Origin of the sequence: Paenibacillus typhae (genome assembly GCF_900099765.1) — a bacterium.
Lineage (GTDB): Bacteria > Bacillota > Bacilli > Paenibacillales > Paenibacillaceae > Paenibacillus_AQ > Paenibacillus_AQ typhae.
The window spans coordinates 22,974-47,359 of record NZ_FNDX01000033.1; the positions used below are offsets into that span (position 1 = coordinate 22,974).

At 52.8% G+C, this 24,386-nt stretch carries 21 protein-coding genes; 14 read left to right on the top strand and 7 right to left on the bottom strand.

What is annotated here, in order from left to right; translation table 11 throughout:
- Positions 1 to 48: 48 nt before the first annotated feature.
- Both BLR64_RS21440 and dhaK read left to right on the top strand, forming a co-directional pair.
- Positions 49 to 1,185 (top strand): glycerol dehydrogenase, encoded by a 1,137-nt coding sequence (locus BLR64_RS21440; RefSeq protein WP_090717272.1) that lies wholly within the window; start codon positions 49 to 51, stop codon positions 1,183 to 1,185.
- Between the two features lies 1 nt (position 1,186).
- Positions 1,187 to 2,950 (top strand): dihydroxyacetone kinase subunit DhaK, encoded by a 1,764-nt coding sequence (gene dhaK, locus BLR64_RS21445; RefSeq protein WP_090717275.1) that lies wholly within the window; start codon positions 1,187 to 1,189, stop codon positions 2,948 to 2,950.
- Between the two features lie 95 nt (positions 2,951 to 3,045).
- On the opposite strand, the gene BLR64_RS21450 is transcribed toward dhaK, so the two are convergent.
- Positions 3,046 to 4,704, bottom strand: a complete 1,659-nt coding sequence (locus tag BLR64_RS21450; protein ID WP_090717278.1) for a histidine kinase N-terminal 7TM domain-containing diguanylate cyclase — start codon at positions 4,702 to 4,704, stop codon at positions 3,046 to 3,048.
- Between the two features lie 227 nt (positions 4,705 to 4,931).
- Here BLR64_RS21450 and hprK point away from each other — a divergent pair, with 227 nt between their 5' ends.
- The 6 genes from hprK to BLR64_RS21480 all read left to right on the top strand — a co-directional run bounded on the left by hprK (position 4,932) and on the right by BLR64_RS21480 (position 13,052).
- The gene (gene hprK, locus BLR64_RS21455; protein ID WP_090717280.1) at positions 4,932 to 5,849 is read left to right on the top strand and encodes an HPr(Ser) kinase/phosphatase; all 918 of its coding nucleotides are present in this window, start codon (positions 4,932 to 4,934) and stop codon (positions 5,847 to 5,849) included.
- 254 nt (positions 5,850 to 6,103) lie between these two features.
- Positions 6,104 to 7,840: a sensor histidine kinase gene (locus BLR64_RS21460; RefSeq protein ID WP_090717283.1), complete on the top strand. Its 1,737-nt coding sequence runs from the start codon at positions 6,104 to 6,106 to the stop codon at positions 7,838 to 7,840.
- Positions 7,841 to 7,846: 6 nt separating this feature from the next.
- Entirely contained in the window at positions 7,847 to 9,427 is a 1,581-nt protein-coding gene (locus BLR64_RS21465; protein ID WP_244157802.1) for a response regulator, read from the top strand.
- 144 nt (positions 9,428 to 9,571) lie between these two features.
- The gene (locus BLR64_RS21470) at positions 9,572 to 10,492 is read left to right on the top strand and encodes an ABC transporter permease (protein ID WP_090717285.1); all 921 of its coding nucleotides are present in this window, start codon (positions 9,572 to 9,574) and stop codon (positions 10,490 to 10,492) included.
- Between the two features lie 27 nt (positions 10,493 to 10,519).
- Positions 10,520 to 11,401: a carbohydrate ABC transporter permease gene (locus BLR64_RS21475; RefSeq protein WP_090717288.1), complete on the top strand. Its 882-nt coding sequence runs from the start codon at positions 10,520 to 10,522 to the stop codon at positions 11,399 to 11,401.
- 61 nt (positions 11,402 to 11,462) lie between these two features.
- Complete coding sequence (locus tag BLR64_RS21480) at positions 11,463 to 13,052, top strand: ABC transporter substrate-binding protein (protein ID WP_167360751.1); 1,590 nt, start codon at positions 11,463 to 11,465, stop codon at positions 13,050 to 13,052.
- Between the two features lie 1,029 nt (positions 13,053 to 14,081).
- Here the strand turns inward: BLR64_RS21480 and BLR64_RS21490 are convergent.
- A complete protein-coding gene (locus BLR64_RS21490; protein ID WP_090717293.1) occupies positions 14,082 to 14,660 on the bottom strand; it encodes a class I SAM-dependent methyltransferase in 579 nt (192 codons plus the stop codon).
- A gap of 553 nt (positions 14,661 to 15,213) precedes the next feature.
- Between BLR64_RS21490 and BLR64_RS21495 the strand changes: the two genes are divergently transcribed.
- Positions 15,214 to 16,053, top strand: coding sequence for a hypothetical protein (locus BLR64_RS21495; RefSeq protein WP_090717296.1), 840 nt, complete (start codon positions 15,214 to 15,216; stop codon positions 16,051 to 16,053).
- 95 nt (positions 16,054 to 16,148) lie between these two features.
- Here the strand turns inward: BLR64_RS21495 and BLR64_RS21500 are convergent, their stop codons facing one another.
- The 3 genes from BLR64_RS21500 to BLR64_RS21510 form a co-directional block, all read right to left on the bottom strand.
- On the bottom strand, positions 16,149 to 16,685 hold the full coding sequence (locus tag BLR64_RS21500; protein ID WP_090717298.1) for a MerR family transcriptional regulator: 537 nt from the start codon (positions 16,683 to 16,685) through the stop codon (positions 16,149 to 16,151).
- A gap of 209 nt (positions 16,686 to 16,894) precedes the next feature.
- On the bottom strand, positions 16,895 to 17,548 hold the full coding sequence (locus tag BLR64_RS21505) for an HAD family hydrolase (protein WP_090717301.1): 654 nt from the start codon (positions 17,546 to 17,548) through the stop codon (positions 16,895 to 16,897).
- Positions 17,549 to 17,718: 170 nt separating this feature from the next.
- Positions 17,719 to 18,426 (bottom strand): SDR family NAD(P)-dependent oxidoreductase, encoded by a 708-nt coding sequence (locus BLR64_RS21510; protein ID WP_090717303.1) that lies wholly within the window; start codon positions 18,424 to 18,426, stop codon positions 17,719 to 17,721.
- Between the two features lie 103 nt (positions 18,427 to 18,529).
- On the opposite strand from BLR64_RS21510, the gene BLR64_RS21515 reads away from it, so the two are divergent.
- Entirely contained in the window at positions 18,530 to 18,889 is a 360-nt protein-coding gene (locus BLR64_RS21515) for a MerR family transcriptional regulator (RefSeq protein WP_090717306.1), read from the top strand.
- Between the two features lie 86 nt (positions 18,890 to 18,975).
- Here the strand turns inward: BLR64_RS21515 and BLR64_RS30880 are convergent, their stop codons facing one another.
- Both BLR64_RS30880 and BLR64_RS30885 read right to left on the bottom strand, forming a co-directional pair.
- Positions 18,976 to 20,016, bottom strand: a complete 1,041-nt coding sequence (locus tag BLR64_RS30880) for a copper amine oxidase N-terminal domain-containing protein (protein ID WP_244157803.1) — start codon at positions 20,014 to 20,016, stop codon at positions 18,976 to 18,978.
- The gene (locus BLR64_RS30885; protein WP_244157804.1) at positions 19,925 to 20,584 is read right to left on the bottom strand and encodes a hypothetical protein; all 660 of its coding nucleotides are present in this window, start codon (positions 20,582 to 20,584) and stop codon (positions 19,925 to 19,927) included. The genes BLR64_RS30880 and BLR64_RS30885 overlap by 92 nt, the downstream gene beginning before the upstream one ends.
- A gap of 150 nt (positions 20,585 to 20,734) precedes the next feature.
- On the opposite strand from BLR64_RS30885, the gene BLR64_RS21525 reads away from it, so the two are divergent.
- The 4 genes from BLR64_RS21525 to BLR64_RS21540 are packed head-to-tail and all read left to right on the top strand — an operon-like array spanning position 20,735 to position 24,315.
- On the top strand, positions 20,735 to 21,316 hold the full coding sequence (locus BLR64_RS21525; protein WP_244157805.1) for an RNA polymerase sigma factor: 582 nt from the start codon (positions 20,735 to 20,737) through the stop codon (positions 21,314 to 21,316).
- Positions 21,309 to 22,112 carry an anti-sigma factor gene (locus BLR64_RS21530; RefSeq protein WP_090717308.1) on the top strand — a complete coding sequence of 268 codons (804 nt, stop codon included), beginning with the start codon at positions 21,309 to 21,311 and terminating at the stop codon, positions 22,110 to 22,112. Before BLR64_RS21525 ends, BLR64_RS21530 begins: the two co-directional genes overlap by 8 nt.
- Before the next feature lie 35 nt (positions 22,113 to 22,147).
- Positions 22,148 to 23,275: an SGNH/GDSL hydrolase family protein gene (locus BLR64_RS21535; RefSeq protein WP_090717311.1), complete on the top strand. Its 1,128-nt coding sequence runs from the start codon at positions 22,148 to 22,150 to the stop codon at positions 23,273 to 23,275.
- Between the two features lie 47 nt (positions 23,276 to 23,322).
- Positions 23,323 to 24,315 (top strand): MerR family transcriptional regulator, encoded by a 993-nt coding sequence (locus BLR64_RS21540; protein ID WP_090717314.1) that lies wholly within the window; start codon positions 23,323 to 23,325, stop codon positions 24,313 to 24,315.
- Positions 24,316 to 24,386 lie beyond the last annotated feature (71 nt).

Consider the following 24,386-nt stretch of genomic DNA (forward strand, 5'->3'; position numbering starts at 1 on the left):
GGGGATTCTCGGATAGTACAGCTCACCAGACTTTTAGGAGGAATTAAGATGAGAAAAGCCTTTATCAGCCCGACCAAATATGTGCAGGGTGAAGATGAACTGCTTAACCTGGGTTATTTTGTACAGACCTTCGGCCAGTCTGCTCTGCTGATCGCCCACCCGGATGATGTGAAGCGTGTGCAGGCCAAACTCGATTCCACAGCCGAAAAGTTTAAGATTACGCTCGTTGAGAGCAACTTCCGCGGCGAATGCTCGCGTGAGGAGGTTGCCCGCCTGAAGGAGCTGGCCCGTGAGCATTCCTGTGCCTGTACCATCGGACTCGGCGGAGGCAAGGCGATTGATACAGCCAAGTGTGTAGCTGAAGGCGAAGCGCTGATTATTGTGCCGACGATTGCGGCGACTGACGCACCGACAAGCCACTCGGCAGTTCTCTATACTCCGGACGGACAGTTTGATGATTATGCTTATTTTAAACAAAGCCCAAGTGTGGTTATGATTGATACAACAGTTATTGCCAATGCACCGACCCGGTTTCTGGTGTCCGGGATGGGGGACGCGCTTTCGACTTATTTTGAAGCGAGAGCAACCGCAAGTTCCTACTCCAATGTCAACGCCGGCCTGCCGAGCGGTGTGCGTGAGGGCGTGTGCGGACCTGCAAAGGGAACCAATACGGCACTGATGATGGCTAAGTTCTGCTATGAGACCCTTTTAAAAGACGGATTACATGCGAAGGTGGCCAGTGACTGCAATCAGGTGACACCTGCGCTGGAAAATATCATTGAAGCCAACATTCTGCTGTCCGGACTGGGCTTTGAAAGCGGCGGTCTGGCGGCAGCCCATGCCATTCATAACGGCCTGACCTCGCTTGAGGGCACACATCACTACTATCACGGGGAAAAGGTAGCCTTCAGCACGATTGCCCAGCTGGTGCTTGAGAACGCGCCGGCCGAAGAGCTGAACGAGGTGATGGACTTCTGCCTGTCGGTCGGCCTGCCGGTCAGCCTTGCTGACATCGGAGTAGACAGCATTTCGCAGGAAGAGCTGCTTGAAGTTGCGCAGAAGGCCTGCATTGCGGAGGAGTCGATCCATTCCATGCCGTTCCCTATTACCGTAGAGGCTGTAGCCGCAGCGATCCGGGTTGCCGACCAGCTCGGCCGGAACTACAAGCAGAGCAAGGGGGCATAACATGAAGAAAATTATCAACGCACCCGAGACGCTGGTACGGGAGATGTGCAGCGGGCTGGTGCTGGCCCACCCGTCCCTTGTTTTCAACAGTAAGCACAAGGTTATCCAGAAAAAGCAGCTGAACCCGGAGAAGGTAACGCTGATCAGCGGGGGCGGAAGCGGACATGAGCCTGCCCATGCCGGCTTTGTCGGCAAAGGGATGCTGGATGCGGCGGTCTGCGGCGACATCTTTGCTTCACCGTCCCAGATTCAGGTGTACCAGGCTATCCGTTCTACGGCCGGGCAAAAGGGGACTCTCATGGTTATCAAAAATTACAGCGGCGATATGATGAACTTCAAGAATGCCGCCTATCTGGCTGGCGAGGACGGCATAGAGGTCGATTATGTGAAGGTCGATGATGACATCGCTGTTGAAGACAGCCTGTATACCGTCGGCAAAAGAGGGGTAGCGGGCACAGTGCTGGTACACAAGATCGCTGGAGCGGCAGCCGAGCGCGGTTTGTCTCTGGCTGAGGTTAAGGCGGCGGCCGAGAAGGCAATCGCGAATATCCGCAGCATCGGCTTCGCCTTCACCTCCTGTACCGTTCCGGCCAAAGGCACGCCGACCTTCCAGCTGGAAGAGGGCGAGATGGAATACGGGGTCGGCATCCACGGGGAGCCCGGCATCCGCAGGGAGCCTGTAGTGAGTGCTGATGAGCTGGCGGCCAGAATGGTAAACGCGCTGCTGGAAAGCCTTTCGGTTGCTGGCGGGGCAGGATCACCTGAGGTTACCGTGCTGGTGAACGGCTTCGGGGCAACGCCGCTGCAGGAGTTGTACCTGCTCGGCAACTCGGTGATCCGTGAGCTGGATGCGAGAGGGGTTACCGTGCATAACGTGCTCGCCGGCAATTTCATGACGAGCATTGATATGGCCGGGGCCTCCCTGTCGCTGATGAAGCTGGACGATCAGCTAAAAGAGCTGCTGGCCGACGAATGCCATACGCCTGCACTGGTGCTGCAGGGACCGTTCGAGCCGGTGCAGTACACCGAGGTGGTCCTGACGCCGGAAACGGAGCAGGAAGTATCCTTTAAGTGCGATACAGATGCTGCGTATGCCAAGGTTACAGGGGACACCTTTACGCTGAATAACATGGTATATGCCATGGATAAAATGAGCGAGATCATCATAGAGAATGAGGTTCCGTTCTGTGAGCTGGACGCCCATGCCGGTGACGGCGACTTTGGAATGAGCGTGGCCAAAGGGTTCAAGCAGCTCAAAACCGAGTGGCCGGAGATTACGGCCAATCACGCAGCCGATCTGGGAAGCTTCCTGGATGCCTGCTCCCTCGTTATTATGGAGCACTGCGGCGGCGCCTCCGGCCCGATCTGGGGCTCCGCCTTCCGGGCGGCCGGCAAATATGCCGGGGACCGGAAGGGATTGTCCATACAGGAGCTGGCCGAAATGCTGGAGGCCGTGGTTAAAGGCATTCAGGATACAGGGGAGCGTGCCTTCGGCAGAGGGGCGGTTGTCGGCGACAAGACGCTGATTGATGCGCTGGTTCCTTATGCGCAGTCGTGGAAGGACAGCGCCGCGCAAGGCATTGACTTCGGCACTGCTTCAACCAAGGCGGCTGCGGCTGCTGTTGAGGGAGCACGGCAGACCGGGGAAATCGTTGCCCGGATGGGCAGAGCCGGTGCAGTCGGCGAACGCAGCATTGGGTATCCGGATGCCGGTGCTTATGCGCTGGGTGTGATTTTTACCGGGCTGGCGGAAGCGATGCAGTAAGGTGAAACGGCGGATTCGATTAATAAAAAGACCGTTCCCGGGAATACTCTTCCGGGAACGGTCTTCTTTGCATTTCAGCCAGGAGCCGCCCTTGCCTACCTCCGCACCGAAACAATCCGGTTGCGGCCCTGATGCTTGGCGGCGTAGAGCGCTTTGTCTACGGTTTTTAACAGGTCGTTCAGATAGGCGGATGCATCCTTGGGCTGTCCGGCCTTAAAGTCGGTGATGCTCAGCACTCCCATGCTGATCGTAACCGATACAGGATGCTCAACGTTGTCTATGCTCATTTTGTTGGCGGCCACGGCGGATTTAAGCTGCTTCGCAATAGTGACTGCTTCCGTCTCCTTCGTATCCGGCAGGTAGATGATAAATTCCTCGCCGCCATAGCGGGCCAGAATATCCTTCTCCCGCAGGAGGCGCTGGAGCACCTCTACAGTTCCGCAGATGACCAGATCGCCGGCCAGATGGCCGTACCGGTCATTGACTGCCTTGAAGAAGTCGATATCAATCAGGATCATGGCCGAAGGAAACGGGTGCTCACGGCTCTCTGTTACTTCCCTCTCCAGCTGCTGTGTGAGATAATGCCGGTTATAGCATTCAGTGAGGCTGTCGGTAATGGCCATCTTCGTCAGCTTGCGGTTGGTCTGGAACAGCTCCTCCTGCACCTTGATCAGGGATTCATTTCTTTCCTGAAGAATGGTATTCTGATGATTGGTCTCATCAATAAGCCGGCGGAGCTCGGTAATATCCTGAAAGGTAATGGTACGCCCAACTCTGACCGAGCTGACCATGATGGGTGCAGCATGAATGCTGAGGTACAGGTGGCCGCGGGGATGCAGGCATTCAATCTCGGCCAGCTCATCCGGATGTTCCCGGTACTTGTCCAGAAATGTCCTGATGGCATCGTTCGTACCCGGCAGAAGGGCTTCCATATGGAACCGGTCACCGGGGCGGAGCTTGGAGTAAGGATGAAGGGCCTGATTCATCTCTACTACCCTTTCCTGGTCATCCAGTACAAGAATGCCATATTCCATCGTATCAATGATATCCTGGTGGGCGATCGTTACAATATCGAATACTTTATCCTGGTGAATGGTAATCACAAAGAAAATAGCCGAGATGACGATGCCGAGCGAAGTGAATCCCGGAATGACAGGCAGGTAATCATCAAGGACGACATTCAGCAGGATGTCGAGCAGTAAAAATATCGTTACGGCAAGAATCCCTCTGAGCAAGGACATGATCTGGCTCTTGATCCGGGAAGCCTGATCGGACACAAGCGCAACATAAATGATATACAGGGACACGAGGGCATGAATAACAAGAATGGAAATGTTGATCCAGAAAATAGGGCCGTAGATTCTTTCTACATATCCCCCGTTCACCGGGCGGACGAACCATTCGTTCGGATTCAGGATGACACCAAGCGATGAGAAGACCGCCGGAAGGAACAGCAGGATTAAAAATTTTCGTTTCAGGAATTGTGACTGGCCAGAGATCAGTATGGTGAAGAAGATCCAGCCGGCAATCAGCAGGGATGCATCGACAAAGGCCGCTTTTACATAAAACAGCTGGAAGACCGGCTCGTCTACGGTTTTCATGGCGAACTGGCAGTAGGGCCATATCATCATAGAAAAATGAAAGCCCAGATACACTTTGTGTAATCTGGTTACGGTAACAGAAGCAAATATGTATATGAACAGCAGGAACAAGACAAAGCACATGATTAGATCAATCCACGATCCCAAATCCAATACGCCGCACCTTCTTGCATTAATTGGTAGATTATGAATTTCTGTGGGTCTTAAGACTTAGGTAATATTTCTAACTATATAATCAGCATTGCAAGAATACAAGATTTTTAGGTGAATCTATAATAAAGAGAAGGTAGAGTTAGCCCAGCCGTTGAATATAACCGTCAACTATACTATTACATTTCAGGCGTATCCGGGATACGCCTTAGCTGCAGGAGGAGAACCCCATGAAGTCGATCACCGTTCAGAGCCTTACTGATAAATTCCAGCTGGAGGTGCTTGCAGGAGCCAGCCGGATGGACCGTCTGGTCACACGGCCCCGGACACACCGGCCCGGGCTGGAGTTTGTCGGGTATTTTGATTTCTTTCCTATGGAGCGGGTGCAGGTGCTCGGCCGCAAGGAAATTAATTATCTGCTTACGCTGAGCGTAGAGGACCGCGTGCTGCATATCGGCAACATTGTCAAATATCATCCCCCGTGCTTCATTGTAACGACCGGACAGCAGGAAATTCCTTATCTTACACATTTCTGCAATCAGGAGGGGATTCCCCTCCTGCGGACAGCAGATACGACCAACGAGTTTATTGCCAAGCTAGACAGCTATCTGGTAAAGGCGCTGGCCCCCGAGCTGTCGATTCATGGCGTATGTGTTAACGTCTCCGGCATTGGCATTCTGCTGCGGGGCAAATCGGGCATCGGCAAAAGCGAAACCGCACATACGCTGATCCGCAGAGGCCACCGGTTCGTAGCGGACGATATTGTGGTGCTCAAAAAGCTGGGGCCGCATACGCTGCTTGGAACGCATAACGAGACCACCCGCGAGTTTCTGGCGCTGCGCAGCATCGGGCTGATCAATGTGGTCCGACAGTACGGGCGCAAGGCCTTCCAGGATGAGACCCGGATTGTGCTTGATATTGAGCTGTGTCCCTGGAGAGAGAATGCACTCAACAATGAGCTGGAGCTCGTTCCCCAGTTCACCGAATATCTCGGAGTGCAGATTCCGCATATCGAGGTTCAGCTTCAGCCGGGACGCGATGTCGCCGGATTAATCGAAGCGGCAGCCAACAACTGGTACCTGAAGCAGCTGGGCTACAGCGCTGTTGAAGAATTCATGAAACGGATCGAGGACGGAATGCAGCCGTAAGCCGGAGTGTAACCTCCAGGGGAAATATGCTAATAAGGTCATCAATAATAATTCTATCAGATAGTGAGGCAAAGCGGCACTCCAGGAAAGGATATATACAACTTCTTTCTATTGTGATACCTGCAGGGCACCGGCCAGAGGCGGCTGATGCCTCTTTTTTTTTGCCCAAAAACAGTAGTAACCGCTTACACTTCGTTGTAGAATGGATGAAAACAGCGGACAGCTGCTATTAAGCATGTAAGGGAGCACCAGGTATGGAGAAATTTTCGCCGGATAAAAAGTATATTCCGTTCACCTACAAAATGATGATTCCTTATCTGGTTCTGGTCCTTCTGACAGACCTGCTGGTCGGCTATATAGCCTACACGATGCTTGTTGAGTCCAGGACCGAGATGGCGGAAACGAATGTGCGGACGGCGCTTAAGCAGACGAGGAGCAATATCGAATACCAGACCGATGAGATCAAACGGATGAGCAATTCGCTGTTTCTCAATACGAACTTTCAGAATGCGCTGCAGTTCAGAGGCAGCCCGCTGGAGAATATGCTCAAGATGCGGGATGATATTGTCCCCTATATGAAGGCGCCCTTGCAGTTATACGGGAACAAGCTGCGGCTTGCGCTGTATACGGCTAATGAGCGCATGCTTGAGATTACCGGGGACGATATGGCGGAGCCTATCGGCAGAAGTGATTACTATGTGCTCTCAGGCCGGGTTATTGAAGACAAGGAATGGTTCCGGTCGATCGTGATGAATAACAGGGACAGCCTGTGGCTGCAGGCGGACAGTGATAGTAAGCTGGGTAACATTTCGTATTTCCGCAAGCTCGTTGCTTCCAACGCGGCTCCGTCAATCATCGGGTATATCCGGGTTACGGCGAGAATAGACGAGCTGTTCGGCAGCTTTGATACGTTCCCGGTCGATCAGGGGCTGGAGCTGCGGCTGGTTGACAGAGCTCAGGGGCTGACCATTTATGAGCAGGGGGCTCCGGACAAGCCGGCTAAGCCGGACCAATATCTGATTATCAGCGAGGATATTCCGATACCCGGGTATGTCATTGAGGCACGGGTGCCGCACAGCTATCTCAACAAGGATGCAAGCAGAATGCAGAAGGCCATTGGCGCAGTCTGTACGATCAGCTTCGTGGTTATGGCGGCGATCGGGTTCCTTGTGGCCCGTATATCCGGCAAAAAGATCAAGCGTATCGTCTATCTGGCCCGTTCCTTCCAGGAAGGGAACTTCTACAAGCGGATCGGGTTCCCGGGGAATGATGAGTTTGTGTATATTGCCAACAGCTTTAATCAGATGGCGGCGAGCATTCAGGAGCTGATCCGAAACGTCTATGTTCAGGGTCTTCAGAAGAAGCAGGCCGAGCTGGATGTGCTGCAGGCCCAGATCAGCCCGCATTTCCTGTATAACACCCTGTCGACTATCGGCAGTCTGGCCAATCTCGGGGAGGTCGGGAAGGTTACGCGGATGGTGAAGGGGCTGTCCAAGTTTTACCGGCTGACCTTAAACGAAGGGCGGGTCTATATCTCGATTGAAAAAGAGCTGGAGCAGGTCAAAATGTATCTGGATATCCAGCGGGTGAAATATGCCGACGCCTTTGAAGTCTATTATGATATTGATCCTGAAATTCTGCAGGTTCCGGTCATCAAGCTGATCCTGCAGCCGTTTGTGGAAAATATATTCAAGCACGCCTGGTTCGGCGAGAGTATAGCCATCCGGATTACGGGCCGGAGGCTTGGTGACCGGATTGAGCTGAAGGTGATTGATAACGGCATCGGTATGCGGCCGGATACGCTGCGCAGCATGCGCGCAGGCTCCTTTCAGCCGGGAAGCTACGGTCTGAAAAATGTGGAGGAACGGATCAAGCTGAGATACGGCAATGATTACGGGATTCAGATCGGCAGCTATTACGGAGCCGGAACGGCGGTACAGATTGTCCTGCCGGTTGAGAATGCGGAGATTCGCGAAGTGAGGGGAGAGTAGAGGATTATGGCCTTGGAGATAAATATTTTGCTGGTGGATGATGAGGCCATTGATCTGGAATGGCTGAGACGGCGTGTAGCCGGAAGCAGCCGCCTGCCGCTGCATAGTGTCAGGACGGCTGCCAGCGGCTTTGCCGCACTCAAAATAATGGAGCAGCAGCCTGTTGATATTATTCTCTCCGACATCCGGATGCCGATTATGACCGGGGTGGAATTTGCCCGCAAGGCAAAGGAGCTGAACCCGGAGGTGGAGATTGTGTTCATCAGCGGCCATCAGGATTTCAGCTATGCCAAGGAGGCGATCCAGCTGAATGCCTCCGATTATCTGCTGAAGCCTGTGGACGATGAGGAGCTGTACAGCATGCTGGAGCGGCTCTGCGCCAAGATCGAGAAGGAGCGCAAGCAGCATAACTCCTTGACGGAGACACTGTCTCTTGTCAATCAGGAGCTGCTGCTGCGCTGGTTCAGTGAGGCCGCCCCGGGACCGGCGCAGGCACATATTCTCGGTGTGCTCACGCCTTACCTGCAGGCACTGTCGGCTGTTGCAATTGTGGAGCTGGACGACATCGCCTGGAAAATACGCGGCTGGAGCGAAGAAGAACGGTCTGCCTGGAGCAGCAGGGCCGGAGGATTTATCCGGGAGTTCGCCCGGGCGCATAATCTGGGTATGGTGATTAGCGGCTATGACTATCACTTTATCATTCTGGCTGGGGTTCAGGAGCAGCATTTCACAGCCCTGCTGGAGGAGCTGATCCGGGCGTTCTATCAGGAATTTGCCTGCTCCATTACTGTTGGCAGAGGCATGTATGCGGCCGGGCCGGACAAGCTGCATGACTCCTACCGTCAGGCCCAGGCCGCGCTCAGCATCAAATGGATTGTCGGCAAGAACAGGCTCATTCAGGATGCATCGGAGTGGCACCCGAAGGAGAAGATCGCCTCCGATCTGGAGGAGATTGTGGACCGGATGCTGAAGGCAATGCTGGACTATGACCTTACGACCGTCGATGACTGCCTGCTGCAGCTGTTTGCCGGAGACAGCCCGATCTCCCAAAAAAATGATATCTACGATATCATCATCCGGATCACCTCCAAGCTGCACGCCGACCTGCGGCAGATGAATGAGCATCTGTACGAGATTCTGAACTGGGACGCCCATCAGCCGTTCGTGCTGTTCCAGTTCGAGACGGTGCATGATATCCTCTCCTGGCTGAGACGGAGGTTCTTCGAGCTGTCGGAGCGTCTGTACCTGAAGCGCCAGCGGCAGAAGCGCAAGCTGATTGATGAAATTACAGACTATGTGAAGGCGAGGCTGGACCAGAAGATTACCCTTAACGAGGTAGCCGCCCACTTCGACTTCTCGCCAAACTACCTGGGCCACCTGTTCAAGGTGGAGACGAACAGCCTGTTCAGCGACTATGTCGGCGAGCTGCGGATGAAGCGGGTCTGTGAGCTGCTGGAGGACCCGACCAAAAAGGTCTATGAAATCGCCGAGCAGGCCGGCTACAAAAATATTATCTACTTCAACCGGCAATTCAAGCAGTATATGGGCATGTCGCCGGGCGAGTACCGGAAGCGGAATAAAATATAATGCTGCAGCCTCTGTCCTTAAGGGACGGGGGCTTTTTTATATACTAAATCGTTGAATTAGTATTAAGTTTAGTTGTTTCGCTGAATTATGCAGGGGGGCCGCCCTGCTTATAATGTGAGATATAGAGAAGAGAGGGGTGCAGAAATGAAAGGGCATACATTCTGGAGTGATTTAAAAAATTATAAGGTTCTCTTGCTGATGCTGTTACCGGCGGTTGCCTTCTTCCTCCTGTTTGCTTACATCCCGATGGCGGGGATCGTTATCGCCTTTAAGAAATACGATTACGCCGGAGGGATCTTCGGCAGTGCGTGGAACGGGCTGGACAACTTCCGCTTTTTCTTTGAATCAGGAGATGCCTGGCGGGTTACGCGGAATACGGCGCTGTACAACATCGCTTTTATTGCAGTAAATAACATTCTGCAGATATTCGCCGCCATTATGCTGTTCGAGGTCGGGGGAAAGTGGTTCCGGAAGCTGACGCAATCCGCGCTGTTCCTGCCTTATTTTATCTCCTGGGTCGTGGTCGGGGCGATTGCCTATAACCTGCTGAACTATGATATCGGTACGGTGAACGCGATGCTCAGAGGGCTTGGCCTGGAGCCTGTCGATATATATAATACACCTGCTTACTGGCCTTACATCCTGGTGCTTGTAGCGGCCTGGAAGAGCCTCGGGTACGGAACGGTAATGTATCTGGCAGCGATAACGGGTATTGATACGGAAATGTATGAAGCTGCCGAGATTGACGGCGCGAATATCTTCCAGCGGATTATGAAGGTAACGATCCCGAATCTGATGCCGACGGTAATCATTCTGGTGCTGCTGGCGGTCGGGAACATTTTCCGCGGTGATTTCGGGATGTTCTATAATATGATCGGCAACAACGGGCTGCTGTTCTCCGCGACGGATGTTATTGATACCTTTGTCTTCCGGTCACTGATTACTTCCAATGACATCGGAATGTCGGCTGCGGCAGGTGTGTTCCAGTCGGTGCTTGGCTTCGCAACCATTATGACGGTGAACTACGCTGTCCGCAAATACGACAAAGACCGGGCCCTGTTCTAGGGACAAACGGGAAATGGAGGTAACGATATGAAGCAGCTTGACCGTAAAATTTTCTCAGCCATAGGCTATGTTTCACTGATCCTTCTCGCCGTGCTATGTATCTTCCCGTTCATTCTGGTTGTCTCCTCATCCCTGACGGAAGAGACCAAAATCGTAACGGACGGCTATCAGTTTATACCGACGGCCTTCTCCACCGAGGCTTACAGCATTCTTTTCAAATACCCGCAGGAAATGATTAACGCTTATCTGGTGACTATCGGGGTTACGGCGACCGGCACCCTGCTGGGATTGTTCCTCACTTCGATGACTGCATACGCGCTGTCCCGCAAGGACTTCAAATGGCGCAACAAGTTTTCGTTCTTCTTCTTCTTCACTACCCTGTTCAGCGGCGGACTCGTTCCGTGGTATCTGCTGATCGTTAACTATCTCGATATGAAGGATACACCGATGGCCCTGATTGTGCCGATGGTGCTCAATGTGTTCTACATTATCGTCATGAAGTCTTTTATGAGCAGCATTCCCGAAGCCATTGTCGAATCGGCCAAAATTGACGGCGCCGGCGACTTCCGGATTTATGTCCGCCTGATTCTGCCGCTGTCCAAGCCGGCTCTGGCTACAATCGGATTGTTCCTGGCTCTGGCTTACTGGAATGACTGGTATAATGCGCTGCTGTTCATCTCCAATGAGAACTTGATGCCGCTGCAGTATTATTTGTACAAGATGCTGGGCAACATGGACGGTATGCGCAAGGCGATGATGGGTGCGGGCGCTGTCGTAACTACAGCCATTCCGACCGAGAGCCTCAAAATGGCGATGACGGTTGTTGCCACAGGCCCGATTTTGCTCGCTTATCCGTTCGTACAGCGTTATTTTGTCCAAGGCTTAACGATTGGTGCTGTTAAAGGGTGAACCCGGAGTCATCCGGTTTATCAATAGATTTCATATTTAACTACAAGGGGGAAGGCTTGAGATGCTGAAAAGAAATAGAATGATGCTGCTGGCGCTCGTTTTAACCTTCGTTATGATTCTAAGTGCATGCGGAGGCAATAATAATGCCAATGCACCAGCTGAGCCTACTAATAGCGCTTCAGAGGCAGGCGGCAACAGCACGGATACGGGAACTGCAACAGATCCTGCGGCTTCCGGTACCATTGATACATCCAAAGAAGTGAAGCTGAAAATGATTTTTGTCGGACCTAAGCCGGTCGATTATGACAGCGTGTTCGCCGAAATCAATAAAGTGCTGAAGGAAAAGATTAATGCTACCATTGAAGGCGAGTTCCTCGACTGGTCCGACTGGGCGCAGAAATATCCGCTGAAGCTGGCGGCGAATGAGGATTTTGACCTGATCTACTCGGCGAACTGGGCCGGTTACAATGACCAGGCACTGAAAGGCGGCTTCCTGGAGCTGACCGATGAGCTGCTGAACAAGTACATGCCGGAAACCATGAAGGCTATGCCGCAGGTAAGCTGGGATCAGGCCAAAGTGAACGGCAAGCTGTACATGGTTCCGCAGAACAGAGGGGAGTCTGTTGAAAAGCTGATTCTCTACCGCGAAGATCTGCGCAAAAAGTACAATCTGCCTGAGATCAACAGCCCTGAAACCTATGCGACTTACCTGAAAACCATTGCTGAGAAAGAAAAGGGCGTTGCCCCGTTCACTCCGGAAACCGGAGACTGGAAATATCATAACCTCGACCGTGTCCTGCTGAAGCAGCAGAATGAATGGAATATGTTCGATCTTGACCTGCCATTCGCCTTCAAGCTGGATGATCCGACAGGTAAAGTATTCAACGTCTATGAAACTCAGGAATTCAAGGATCTGCTGGTATACTACAAGGATCTCGCCGACAATAACGCCTGGTCCAAGAACGTGCTGAACAGCAAAAACGACCATCAGGCTGACTTCAAAGCAGGCAAAACCGCCTCCATTACGCACAACAACGGTACGCTGGGTGCCCTGATGGCCCTGATGCGCCAGGAAAATTCACCTTACGAGGTAGCGCTGGCCGACATCAACCAGGGTAAGAAAAAATCGATCGCCATCTCGACACAGAACGGTACATCCATCCATGCGACCTCCAAAAATGTGGAGCGCTCCCTGATGATGATCGATCTGATGCAAAACGATAAACAGCTTCACGACCTGATCATGTACGGCATCAACGGCGTGCACTATGAGCCGGTCGGTGACGACAAATACAAAGCGCTTGAGAAGAACCCGAACTATACCGGCTTCTCCAACTGGAACTTCAACTCGCCGCTGAACCGCGACAATGAAGCATTCCCGCAGGAAGCTTCCGATCTGGTTAATAGCTGGGAAGCCAGCGTGTACCACTATGATCTGGAAACCTTTGTGTTCGACAACAGCAAGGTGAAGACAGAAATCGCCAACGTCGGCAACGTGATGCTGCGCTACGCTATTCCGCTGGAATACGGCGTAATCGAAGACATCGACAAAGGACTGGCTGAACTGAACAAGCAGCTGAAATCTGCGGGTCTTGATAAGATTCAGACCGAGCTGCAGGCACAGATTGATGCATTCCTGGCGAACAAGTAATAGAGTATACGAGCTATAGGCATATGCGGTCCGCTGGGGCGGGCAGGCGTAGGTTTATGCAAGAGCAGGGCAGTGATTTCCCGCTTTGGGAGGCACTGCTCTGTTTTTTTGCGCAATTGGCGGGATGGAGCAGTTGTAGCAATCGGAACAATTGCGCAAAATGGGCATTGTAGCAGCTGCAGTACACGGGGGGCTCTAACGGAGCATTTATAGCAGCTGCAGCACACGGGGTGTCTCGGGGTGTCTAACGGACACAGGAGGCGTTATTTGCCAATTTTCCAGCGTTCCGACTCTCTAACGGACTCAGATGACGCTATTTAGCCGGAAATGTACTGGTGCGGGTGAGTTTGGAGCAAATAACGTCGCTGGAGTCCGTTAAACCCGCCACCGGACTGTAATTGCGAGAATAAGGTCCGCTGAGTCCGTTAGGATGTATTGGCCGGGAGGGAGATTTGCGATTACAATGGGCATAGAGCAGTTGGAACATTTTAGAAGTCCGGTTCATTTTGTCCGCCTGGGAGGGAGCCATGTTTACCCCGCACACCGATTATGACTTCAGGATATACTCGTCCGATAGAGCGTCCAGCATCACCTTTTATCTCGAGCAGTACATACATGAACGGTTACCCAGTGTGGCTTGCAGTATTGAGGTTGTAAATAACAAGTTTACTGGCTGGAGTCATAGTGTCTGGTTTGAGATGGATCAGCTTAAGCGTTTTATTCACGAGCTGGAGTACTTGGATAGGTTAGAACATGCAGACTTAAATGCAATGTCGCGGGAGGAGTTTAAGATCTCGGTTAACCGTGCGAACAAGAAAGGCGATATCACCATCTTGTATACTCTTTCTAAACGCCAATACAGTCTAGGCTTGCCAGATATAACCCTATCGGGAGGGTATCTGTTCGACAAGGAATACCATGTGGTACTGGTTAAGAACTTCAAGCGCTTAATCTCGGTGGGCAGTTTGGGCACCAATCGGGACTTTACCTGTTGAACGCACTGAGACAGGAGGAGATCGTATTCCTTCCCTAATACCGGTACACATAAACCTTAGTCCGCAGATGGTCCTCACAGGTAATAATGCGCACAGGCTGCCTGTCCGGCAATGCAAAACAAACGCTGATTACCGTCGCACCCTGTGGCAGCTCCTGCCTGAACTTCCCCGCCAGACGCCCCATTGCTCCCGGAAACAGATAACAGAGCACAATGTCGGCATCTCTGTAAGAGTAGCTATAGATATCCCCGCGCTTAAAAATAACCCGTTTGTGCAGGCCCGCCCCGGCACTCTTATCCGGCAGCATGCGGGTGTACAATACGGTTAGCAGCCTAGAGAACAATAGGGGAATGCCGGAGTTTTCGATTCCGGTCAGCCGCTTGCCGGGACAACGGCGGATAACCTCCAGCCCCAGCGTTCCCCAGCCGGATCCGGCCTCAATCATATTGCCGTAGCCCCGAATCCGCTGCACCTCTGCTGCCACCGCCAGCCGGACAGGACCGGATGCGGGCATCGGCGAGATCCCGTTCCGCCAGCTTATGAGCACAATCCAGATCACGGATAGCAGAAAGGTGAATGCGGCAATCCAGGGGATCATTTCAATGATGGGCATAGGGCTCCTTTCTGACTCGCTTTTTGTACCATTATAAAATAGCACTTATCCCGTGTAACGGTTTGTTTGAGAAAAGAGGGAGGCACCTCAATGAGCGAATTTATATTTAATAGAGATGTTAAGCGGAGGGATGATCTGTTAGGTATCAGGGGAGAATGGGCTGATTTGAAGAACTCGCATAGTGTTAGAGATTTCAATTATATAGATGTCCATATTCTAAAAGAGCTTATTGATAATAAATACATAGATCCGCTTGATACCCAAAACGAATCTCCCAGCGTCGAAGAAATCTTTAGATTCATGAGCAAAAATCCAATTGTGCAGGCTAAAGGATATGCCGTTAGCCCTTTCCGTAAGGATTATAGGGTGTCGATAGATACGCTATATGTTCCGAAAAGATTCGTGTCCCGCAGATTTAAGCAGGAGTTTCTCAGCTTTTGTGCTTCAGCCGATGAACTCACTACTAAACCCCGGCTTACGCATGGTGGGATTGAGCGGCATGCAGGATATTCGAATGGAGTGGAACTAAATATATATAAAAAGGATGTGCACTATGAATCAGGCAGAACAGCTTCACACCCTTGCAAGGCGTTACTGCATGATTATGTCCCGGTATTGGGGCCGAAAATATTCACGGCTGATGAATGCCGGCAGGGACAGGACGGAAGACGGGGGTTATACGGTAGAGGCAGAGGAGCTTTTCCCCCGTTATTTAGTGCTGGATGCGATCCTTGCTGAGATTGAAAAGTCTGACGGGACAGAATTTGCAGCTGAGGAAGAAGCGCACAATAAGATTCTGGCGGCTGTCTGGAACGCGCATAGCCTGTTTACCGAGAATAAAGAGGGAATCTTTCAGCAGACCGCAGCGGCTGAGCGGCAAGCGTTAGCTGATTATCTGGATAAAAAAGCTGCTGCAGGGATAGTCCACGTATCTCCGCTGCCTTACCGGCGAACCTTGTCAGGGGTAGAGCGGACCTTGCTGTGGGAGGACCTGAGGGGGAGGTGGGGCATCAGTGATTTCTGGTACCCGCTTACTGATGCCAAGCCGGCGGATACCGAAGCCTTTATGGAGGACTATTTTGAAGAAGAGGTTGGCTTTGAGGCACTAAAGGCAATATTAAGTGCTCACGGGATAGATCGGGTTTTTGAGCTGCGGGAGTTCGATCATTCACCGGAGTATCAGCTTGATACAGAAGGGTTTAACCCTGTCTACACAATCAACGGCGAGGGCTACTGGTTTTCTGCCGAAATGGATTGGGTCATCTACGCTTCCCATGAAAATTCAATTACGATAGCGGGTGAGTGGCTGTTAACGGAGATAAAACAAATCTGGCCGGGCTGGGAGGAACGCCGATGGCTGGATTGGCAGGAGCGGCTGCAGCGCGGGGTCTAAGATATGGCGGATAAGCCACGGTGAGACAAGGTTGAACGCTTGAAAATACCAGCCTGAGCCCGGTAATGGCCATACCGGACCCAGGCTTGTTCAGTCTACAGCGAGAAAAAAGTGCGCAGCAGCCCGCGCTTCTTGGGCGGGGTTTTGAGCTTCATAGCGGCAAGGGGATGCATCTCCTCATAGGCGGCGGCTGCCTGAAGCCGCGGCTGCTGGATGCTCTCAATGGATACGGCCAGCTGCTGGATCATCCGGCGCAGATCCTCAAGCTCCTGGCGCTGCTGAAGCAGCTGTACGGAGACCACCTCGTCGGCCTTCTGGTCGAGTGAACGCTCAATACGGCCTAGCCGGGACCATACTTCTTGCAAAGGCGGCTCCGTTACGGGTAAAGCCCGGGTAATAGGCATCGGCTCTGCCTGCGGCTTATTCTCGGCCAGCGTGATGCTGTCCAGCGACTCGCCCTGTTCAAGCCGTTCTTTAATAGATTTAAGCAGGCTGACTTCCTGCGTGGTAAAAATATAATGACCGAACCGGTCCTTGGGAAAGCTGGCAGGGAACATCGCGGCCCAGCGTTTGATCGTGGTCTGGCTGACGGACAATTGCTCTGCAGCTTCCTTTGTTTTAAACATTTCCATTTTCCATTCCTCCGCTTGGGTATTTGGTGATATACCTATTCGCTCCTCAGGAGCGACTCCCTGCACGGGTGACAAAGGTGGTGCCGGTTCGCTAAACAAAGTGGTATTGCGAGCAAAGCCGAGATTAGCAGCGCCTTATGATTCTACATAAAGCGGCCGGATTTTGCTTTTTTCTCAAGATAAACAACCGCGAGCTCACCACGGCAACATTACAGGCGATCCTGCTCCAGCAGCTCCACCAATTCAGCCACACTGCTGAAAACGCCATCCGGCTCAACATCATAGGTCTGACTCTGAAAAGCCGACAGCCAGCGCACCGCATAGGTACGCAGTCCGGCAGCTTTGCCTGCCAGGATATCCGCATTGCTGTCACCGACAAACACAGCCTCGGCGGGGCTGATGCCGAGAATCTCCAGGGCGCGGCAGATGCCTTCCGGGTGAGGTTTCGGCTGCGCCACATCATCCCCCGTAATGGCAAACTCGCAGAAGTCCTCCATCTGCAGTGCCTTGGAGGAGATCCGGTATGCCCGCTGCCCTTTGCCGGTGATAACAGCCATCCTGATCCCGCGGTCTTTCAGCAGCTGGAGCAGACGGGCAATCTCGGTGTTCCCGACCGACTCCCCATTATGGCCCGTTTCATAGATCGAGAAATAATCCTGAACGGCCTGCAGAGCAGCGGCTTTATTAGTGAAGTTAGCTTCGATAATCTCCTCTTCGGTCGGGCCGAACATGGCCACCAGCTCTTCGTTCGTTACATCCCTGTCCTCGTATTGTTTAAACACCGTGCGGAAAGCCGTGAATGACAAGGGCAGCGTGTCAGCCAGCGTTCCGTCAAAATCAAATAGCACTGCTTTAATAGACATAATGTGGTGACTCCTTTATCAGATTGAATGCGCAGATAATCAGAAAAGCGATTTTCATTATTTTAGCAGAAGCTGAGAAAATGGTATGTTTGTTTATGCACAGAATCCTCAGGCAATACAAAGCCCGGAAAAGCAGAAGCTTTCCCGGGCTTTCAGCAATGTATATGATTTTACCAGGCGCAGATCCCGTTCACATCCAGAAACTCCCCGTTATGCCGCTTGCCGTCTGTGGCGTAGCCGACAATAATGGCTGCTCCCGCTTCCTTGGACTGGCCGCCTTCCGCGTTGTGGTTCAGGTCCGTCTTCGTAAATCCGGGGGTGACTGCAAAGACCTGGGCGCGGCTGTCCCTGAGTTCTATAGCCATAGCTGTGGTCATCGCGTTGCTCGCTGTTTTGGAGGCATTATAGTCGAAGCAGTTCAGCGGATATTCCGTATGCTGCATGAAGTGCAGAGAGGCCATGTCGGTCGAGACATTAATTATGGTCCCTTCATTCTGCCTGATAAGCGGAAGAAGCTGCTGGTTTAACCGGAACGTACCGAAGAAATTCACCTCAAAAGCCTGCCGCAGATCCTCCTCACGGGTAGTACTGAAGGAGCTGGAGAAAGCGCCGGGCATACCGGCATTGTTGATCAGCAGAGTAAGATCAGCGTAGCGGGCTTGAATTGTGGCGGCGGCCTGTGCGATGCTGTCCGGATTCGTCATATCCAGCTGCACAAGCTCCACATCCAGCCCCTGGCCGGTTAATTCGGCAACTGCTGCCTCCCCCCGTTCTGTGCTGCGTGATCCGAGTACTACCTTCCATCCGGCTGCACCCAACTGTCTCGCTGTTTCCAGTCCGATTCCTTTGTTGGCACCTGTTACAAACGCTATTTTCATCGTCGTTATCCTTCTTTCTGTTCAATGATATCGGTCTATAATCTGAAGCTTAATATGCTACACTAAGTGTAGGTCAACAGTGAATTTTCGGGAGGCAGGAAAAATGTTTACGATAGGACAGATTGCTAAAACGGTAGGGCTGAATATCGGGGCAATCCGCTTTTATGAGCGTAAGGGGCTTCTTGAGCCGGCGGTCCGCAATGAGCAGAATAACCGTCTGTACAGTGAAGAGGACATTGGCTGGCTGGAGTTCCTGAAATGTCTGCGGGAAACAGGGATGAGTATTGAAGAAATCAAGAGGTACTACGATATGGTTAAGGCCGGGACATCCACTCTGCCGGAGAGAACCCGGATGATTGAGGAGCAGAAGCAGGTGCTGCTGGATGATATCGAGAAAAAGAAGGCGCAGCTCATCCATCTGGAGCATAAGCTGGAGCGGTATTACCGCGGGGAGAACTACTAGTTTTTATCTGGTGAAATAAGTAGCTATAGAAGCAGCACAAAGGCCATCCTGTGAGGGATGGCCTTTCTTTTACCAGCGTCAATCCATTAATGGCTATGAACCATTGTTGCGTCCATTGCTTTGGTCAATGTAATGGTGCCGTCACCAGGCAGCCATTTCACATCCCAGCCGAGCAGCTCGGCAATGAAACGGACGGGAACCTGCACGCGGCCGCTGTCCAGGAAGACCGGAGCCCCGATGTTCTTGCGCTCCCCGTTCAGCTCCATGTAAGACTGTCCGGCCCGGAAGACGGCGGTGTTGTCTCGGTCCTTGATCCAGAGCGTTTTCTTGGTGTTATCCCAGGTAATATCGACACCAATGGCCTCACCGAGGTAACGGAGCGGGATGAAGGTGCTGCCGTCCTTCATGACCGGAGTAACGTCCATCTGGCTTGTAGTCCCGTTAACCGTTACGGCAGTACTGCCTTTCTTCATTGAAATGGTTGTCATTTCAGGGGCAGCGTCAGTCTTGCCATGGAACTTGTCCGGGAACTGGGCGACAATGCCGCCAGTCAGCTCGCTTGCTGTCATGAACATATGGGAATAGGCCGTGCGCTCGAAGCTATAAGCATTGGTGTAATCCTTATTTACATAGCTGTTGAAGGTGTCCAGCAGGTGGCCGATATGCATTTTCAGGCCTTCTGCGATTGCTGCCGTTTCAAAATAGGCCGGATTGGCGCTATGGAAGAACTCCGCCTGCTTCATGCGGTAATCCTCAAGCTCGGCAACAGCATTCTGGCGTCCGGCTTCGTCTTTAGCGGCAGTGGCTTTTACATAATCGACAAAATATCCGATATGGGAAGACCAGATTGGCTTAAATGCATCGCCGGCTGCTGTGCCGTATACGGAGGCAATGGCTGCAGACAGATCATCCGTATTGCTGTTCAGGGCAGCCGCTGCAGCAGTGAAGTCCGGGGCGCCGTCGATGCCTTTTTGCATGGCAAGCGCGGCCAGGGCAGCGTGCTCACCCAGCAGCTGTCCAAGTCCCGCGCGCAGATCAATTCCCGGCGAAGACGTTGTTGCGGCAGGGAATTTGGCAGGGAACTGGGCCTGGATGCCGGAGGCCAGTGCTTTGGCTGTCATGAACATATGGGGCGTACGCAGTCCGTGTATCCTTGTATGCAGCTGTATAATCTTTATTTACATAGCTGTTGAAGGCGTCCAGCAGATGGTTAATATGCATGTTCAGCCCGTCTGCAAGGGCAGCCGTTTCAAAATACGCCGGATTGGCATTGTGGAAGAACTCCGCCTGCTTCATCCGGTAAGCGTCAAGCTCAGCAACGGCCTTCTGGCGTCCGGCCTCGTCTTTGGCAGCGGTCGCTTTCACATAGTCAACAAAATATCCGATATGGGAGGACCATATGGGCTTGAATGCTTCGCCGGCGGCACTGCCGTAGACCGAGGCGATGGCGGCTGAGAGGTCATCTGTGTTTTTGCCGAGTGCGGCCGCGGCATTATTGAAATCTGCAGCACCGTCGTAGCCTTTCTGCATTGCTATGACAGCCAGCAGGGCATGCTCACCCAGCAGCTCACCGAGAGCCGCCTGCAAATCTGGTGCGGCACCCTTCGTATCCACTTCATGGGCGCTTGCCAGTACCGGTACAAATAAACTCAGGCAGAGCATCAGGACGGCAAGCTTACTTTGCAGCTTTTTCATTTCAGTTCACTCCTTCATCCAAAGTTGAGCCGCTAATCAAAAGCGGTTATACTCAGTGGAACGTAAGTATTCAGAAGTTGGATCACTTTTTATAAATTAAATTTTAAATATTAATTCATCCAACTACGCTGGGGAAATGGGGGGTAACAGTTGAACGAAGTCGCTGACGACGTACAATTAATGCAGCAGATCAGGCAGAAGGACCCGGATGCCCTCGAAAAGCTCTACGACCGGTATGAGCAGATGGTGTACAGCTTCGCATACCGGATTGTGAAGGATTCAATGGCGGCGGAGGAAGTGATGCAGGAATTATTTATGCGGATCTGGAAGAACCCGGAGCAGTATGACTCCGCTAAGGGCAAGCTGTCAACGTGGATGTTTACGGTTACACGGAATATTGCGATTGACCAGCTGCGCAAGAAGAGTACACGGCCTCCGCAGCAGTCTGCTGATGCGGAGGAATTGCAGCAGCTCCGCGATACCGGGGCGATGACGGAGGATATGGTTGAAATGCTGCTGGCAGGAGAACAGGTAAGAGAAGCATTGCAGGAGCTGAGCAGAGACCAGCAGCAGGTGATGGACCTAATCTATTATCAGGGCCTAACACAGCAGGAGGTGGCCTATCACGTAGCTGTTCCGCTGGGCACAGTTAAGAGCAGGGTAAGGCTGGCTATGAGGCAGCTGCAGAAACGGTTAATCCATTGGGGAAGGAGGGATCAGGCTCATGACTGAAGAGAATAAAGACTTGTGTGAATGGGCTGAATTGTATGCGCTTGGCGCACTGCAGGACGATGAAATGGAGCAGTTCGGCGTTCATTTACAGGAATGCCCTGAATGTGAGAAACTGGTAAAAGAATACCGCCGGGTAATTGAGCTGCTCCCTCTTGCCTCCGAGCCTGCTGAGCCGCCGGCAGAGATGAAGAAGCGCATTCTGTCCCGGGTATTGGAAGCAGATGCTCCGGTTCAGCAGGTTCAGAAGCCTGCGGGTGAAGCACCCAAGCCGGTTCGGGAGGAGCCTGAATATACGGTCAGGGCCGTGCCGGCACCCCAAAAGAAGCCGATCCTGCGTTATCTTAGCGCCGGGCTTGCTGCAGCAGTCGTAGTATTGCTCATCTATACAAGCCAGCTGCGCCAGGATGTCGATCAGCTGCAGCACCAGGTGGCCGTCAGCTCCGGACCGCTTCAGGGAATCAAGGTGAATGAGTCGGTTGTGCTTAGTCCGGCGGCAGTGGAGTCTGCGGTCAAGGGCCTGGCTACCATCATCGCGGACAACAGCGGCACACATCTCGTTGTGCAGGCCGAAGGTCTGCCGGAGCTTACAGGAACAGAAGTTTATCAGGTATGGCTGATCAAAGGCGATGTTCCGCAGAATGCGGGCACCTTCGTATCACAGGGCGGTAACGGGGCGCTGTATTATACCTTTGAGCCGCAGGAGTACGATACTGTTGCTATCACACTCGAGCCGGATGACGGCGGCGAAGCGCCTAGAGGCCAGATTGTGCTGGCGGCACCAATCAAGCAAGGATAAGTTGATCTTGGGAGAAAGCCGGGAGGAACGAGAGGATGAAAGAGAACGGGAGACTGCAAGCCGCAGCCCTGCCAGAGGTTGCACATCTCAAGGTTCACGGCAGAACAAACGGGAGCCTGGCTCCCCTGACGCTGTTCTGGACAGGCAGCGCACTTGAATTCAATATCAGGGGTTCGGAGGTGTGGATTGAGGCTGAAGCCGACTATGACCAGCATGAGCCGTGGATCAGCATCGTCATTAACGGTTCCCCTGTCAGCAGACAGATGGTAACCGCAGGCAGACACTGGATCTGTGTCTTCAGAGGCATGAATGAGCAGGCCGTGAAGAACGTGAAGATCATGAAGGAGCTGCAGGCGATGAGTGATGACCCGGGCTGTCTGCTGCAGATACACGGAGTTAAGTATGACGGGGAGTTTCTGCCGGTAGCGGATAAGCCGCTTAAGCTCGAGTTCATCGGGGACAGCATCACCTCAGGCGAGGGCGTGATCGGCGCCCAGTCCGAGGAAGACTGGATTCCCATGTGGTTCAGTGCTGCCGTGAATTATACCGCCATGACAGCCAGGGAGCTGGATGCGGACTACCGTGTCATCTCCCAGAGCGGCTGGGGGGTGCTGACAAGCTGGGATAACAATCCCGGGAAGAATATCCCCCTTTATTACGGGCAGGTATGCGGCCTGCTGGGCGGCGAGCGCAATGAAGCGCTCGGAGCACTGCAGGACAATGATTTTAAAGCCTGGGAGCCGGATGCAGTTGTGGTTAATCTGGGCACCAACGACGGCGGCGCCTTTTATTCGCCGGACTGGAACGATCCGGTCAGCGGCAGGTCCCGCAAGCAGCGGCTGAACGAAGACGGCTCCTTCAATGAGGAGGATCTGCAGGCTTTTGAGGCGGCTGCAGAAGCGTTCCTTGTAATGCTGAGATCCTGCAATCCGCAGGCCTATCTGGTCTGGGCTTACGGAATGCTGGGCGTTCCGATGCTGCCGGCCATCAGCCGTGCCGTTGACAGTTATATCCGTAAATCAGGGGACACCAGGGTCTCTGTATTCCAGCTGCCTAACATGACACCGGAAAGTGCCGGCGCTCGAAGCCATCCGGGAATATCGGCCCATGAGCAGGCAGCCCGGGCGTTAAGCGGCTATTTGAAGGAACTGCTGCACGCTTGACTCTGACGCCGCGTCGTACCTTAAGCTGAAAGCGAAAGGAGGATTCCATGAATTTACAGACGATAACTGCGGTAACCAGAAGCTTCAATGTATCCACCAGAACGCTCAGATATTATGAGCAGATCGGGCTGCTGACCAGTGTCAGGAGGGACGGTTACGCGTACAGGACCTATGATGAAGATTCGCTTAGACGGCTGGAGCAGATTCTGCTGCTTCGGAAGCTGCGGATACCGCTTAAGGACATTCAGGTCATTCTGCAGAGTGAAGACGCCAGGGCAGCCATCTCCGTATTTCAGGACAAAGTGATGACGCTGACCCAGGAGATAACAGCCCTATCTACAATAAGGGCGGTTCTGGATGAACTGCTTGAGGCGCTTAAAGGATCAGCTGAAGCCGCTATAGGCCTTCAATTATTGGCCGATAAGTCTGTTCTGCAAATCATTGAATCCCTTCCTTCTGCTAAATTCAGCCTTAAGGAGGAAACAGGTATGAGTGATTTGAACGCTGCCGGAGATCAGTTATCCCAGCTGAAGGATGTGAGGATTGTCTATTTGCCCCCTGCGACGGTGGCCTCCATCCACTGTGTAGGAGGTTCGCCGGAGGCTGATACGGGTACGGAGCTGCGCCGGTTTATGATCCGGACTGATCTGGCCCGGCTGAAGCCGGACCTGCGGCATTACGGCTTCAATCATCCGAACGGAGAGAAGCCGGATGGCTCTGACCACGGCTACGAGCGCTGGGTAACGATCCCTGCAGATCTGGAATTGCCGGAGCCATTTGTGAAAAAAGAGTTTCCCGGAGGCCTCTATGCTGCGCACATGATCCCTATGGGCAATTTCGAGGAATGGGGCTGGCTGTATAAGTGGGTGAAGAGCCACGGGGAGTATGAGCTGAATCCGGGCGACCCGGCCTGCATGGGCGGTCTGCTTGAAGAGCATCTGAACTACCTTAACCGTTATCTGCTCAGTAATGAGGAGCTTGAGCAGTGCATGCAGCTTGATCTGCTGGTGCCGGTTAAGCCCAAGGTTAATGCAGGCTAACTACAGAGCGGTTACCGGATTCATGAGAACGGCTGCCCTGTACACAAAAACCGGCTGGACGGTTAGTAATC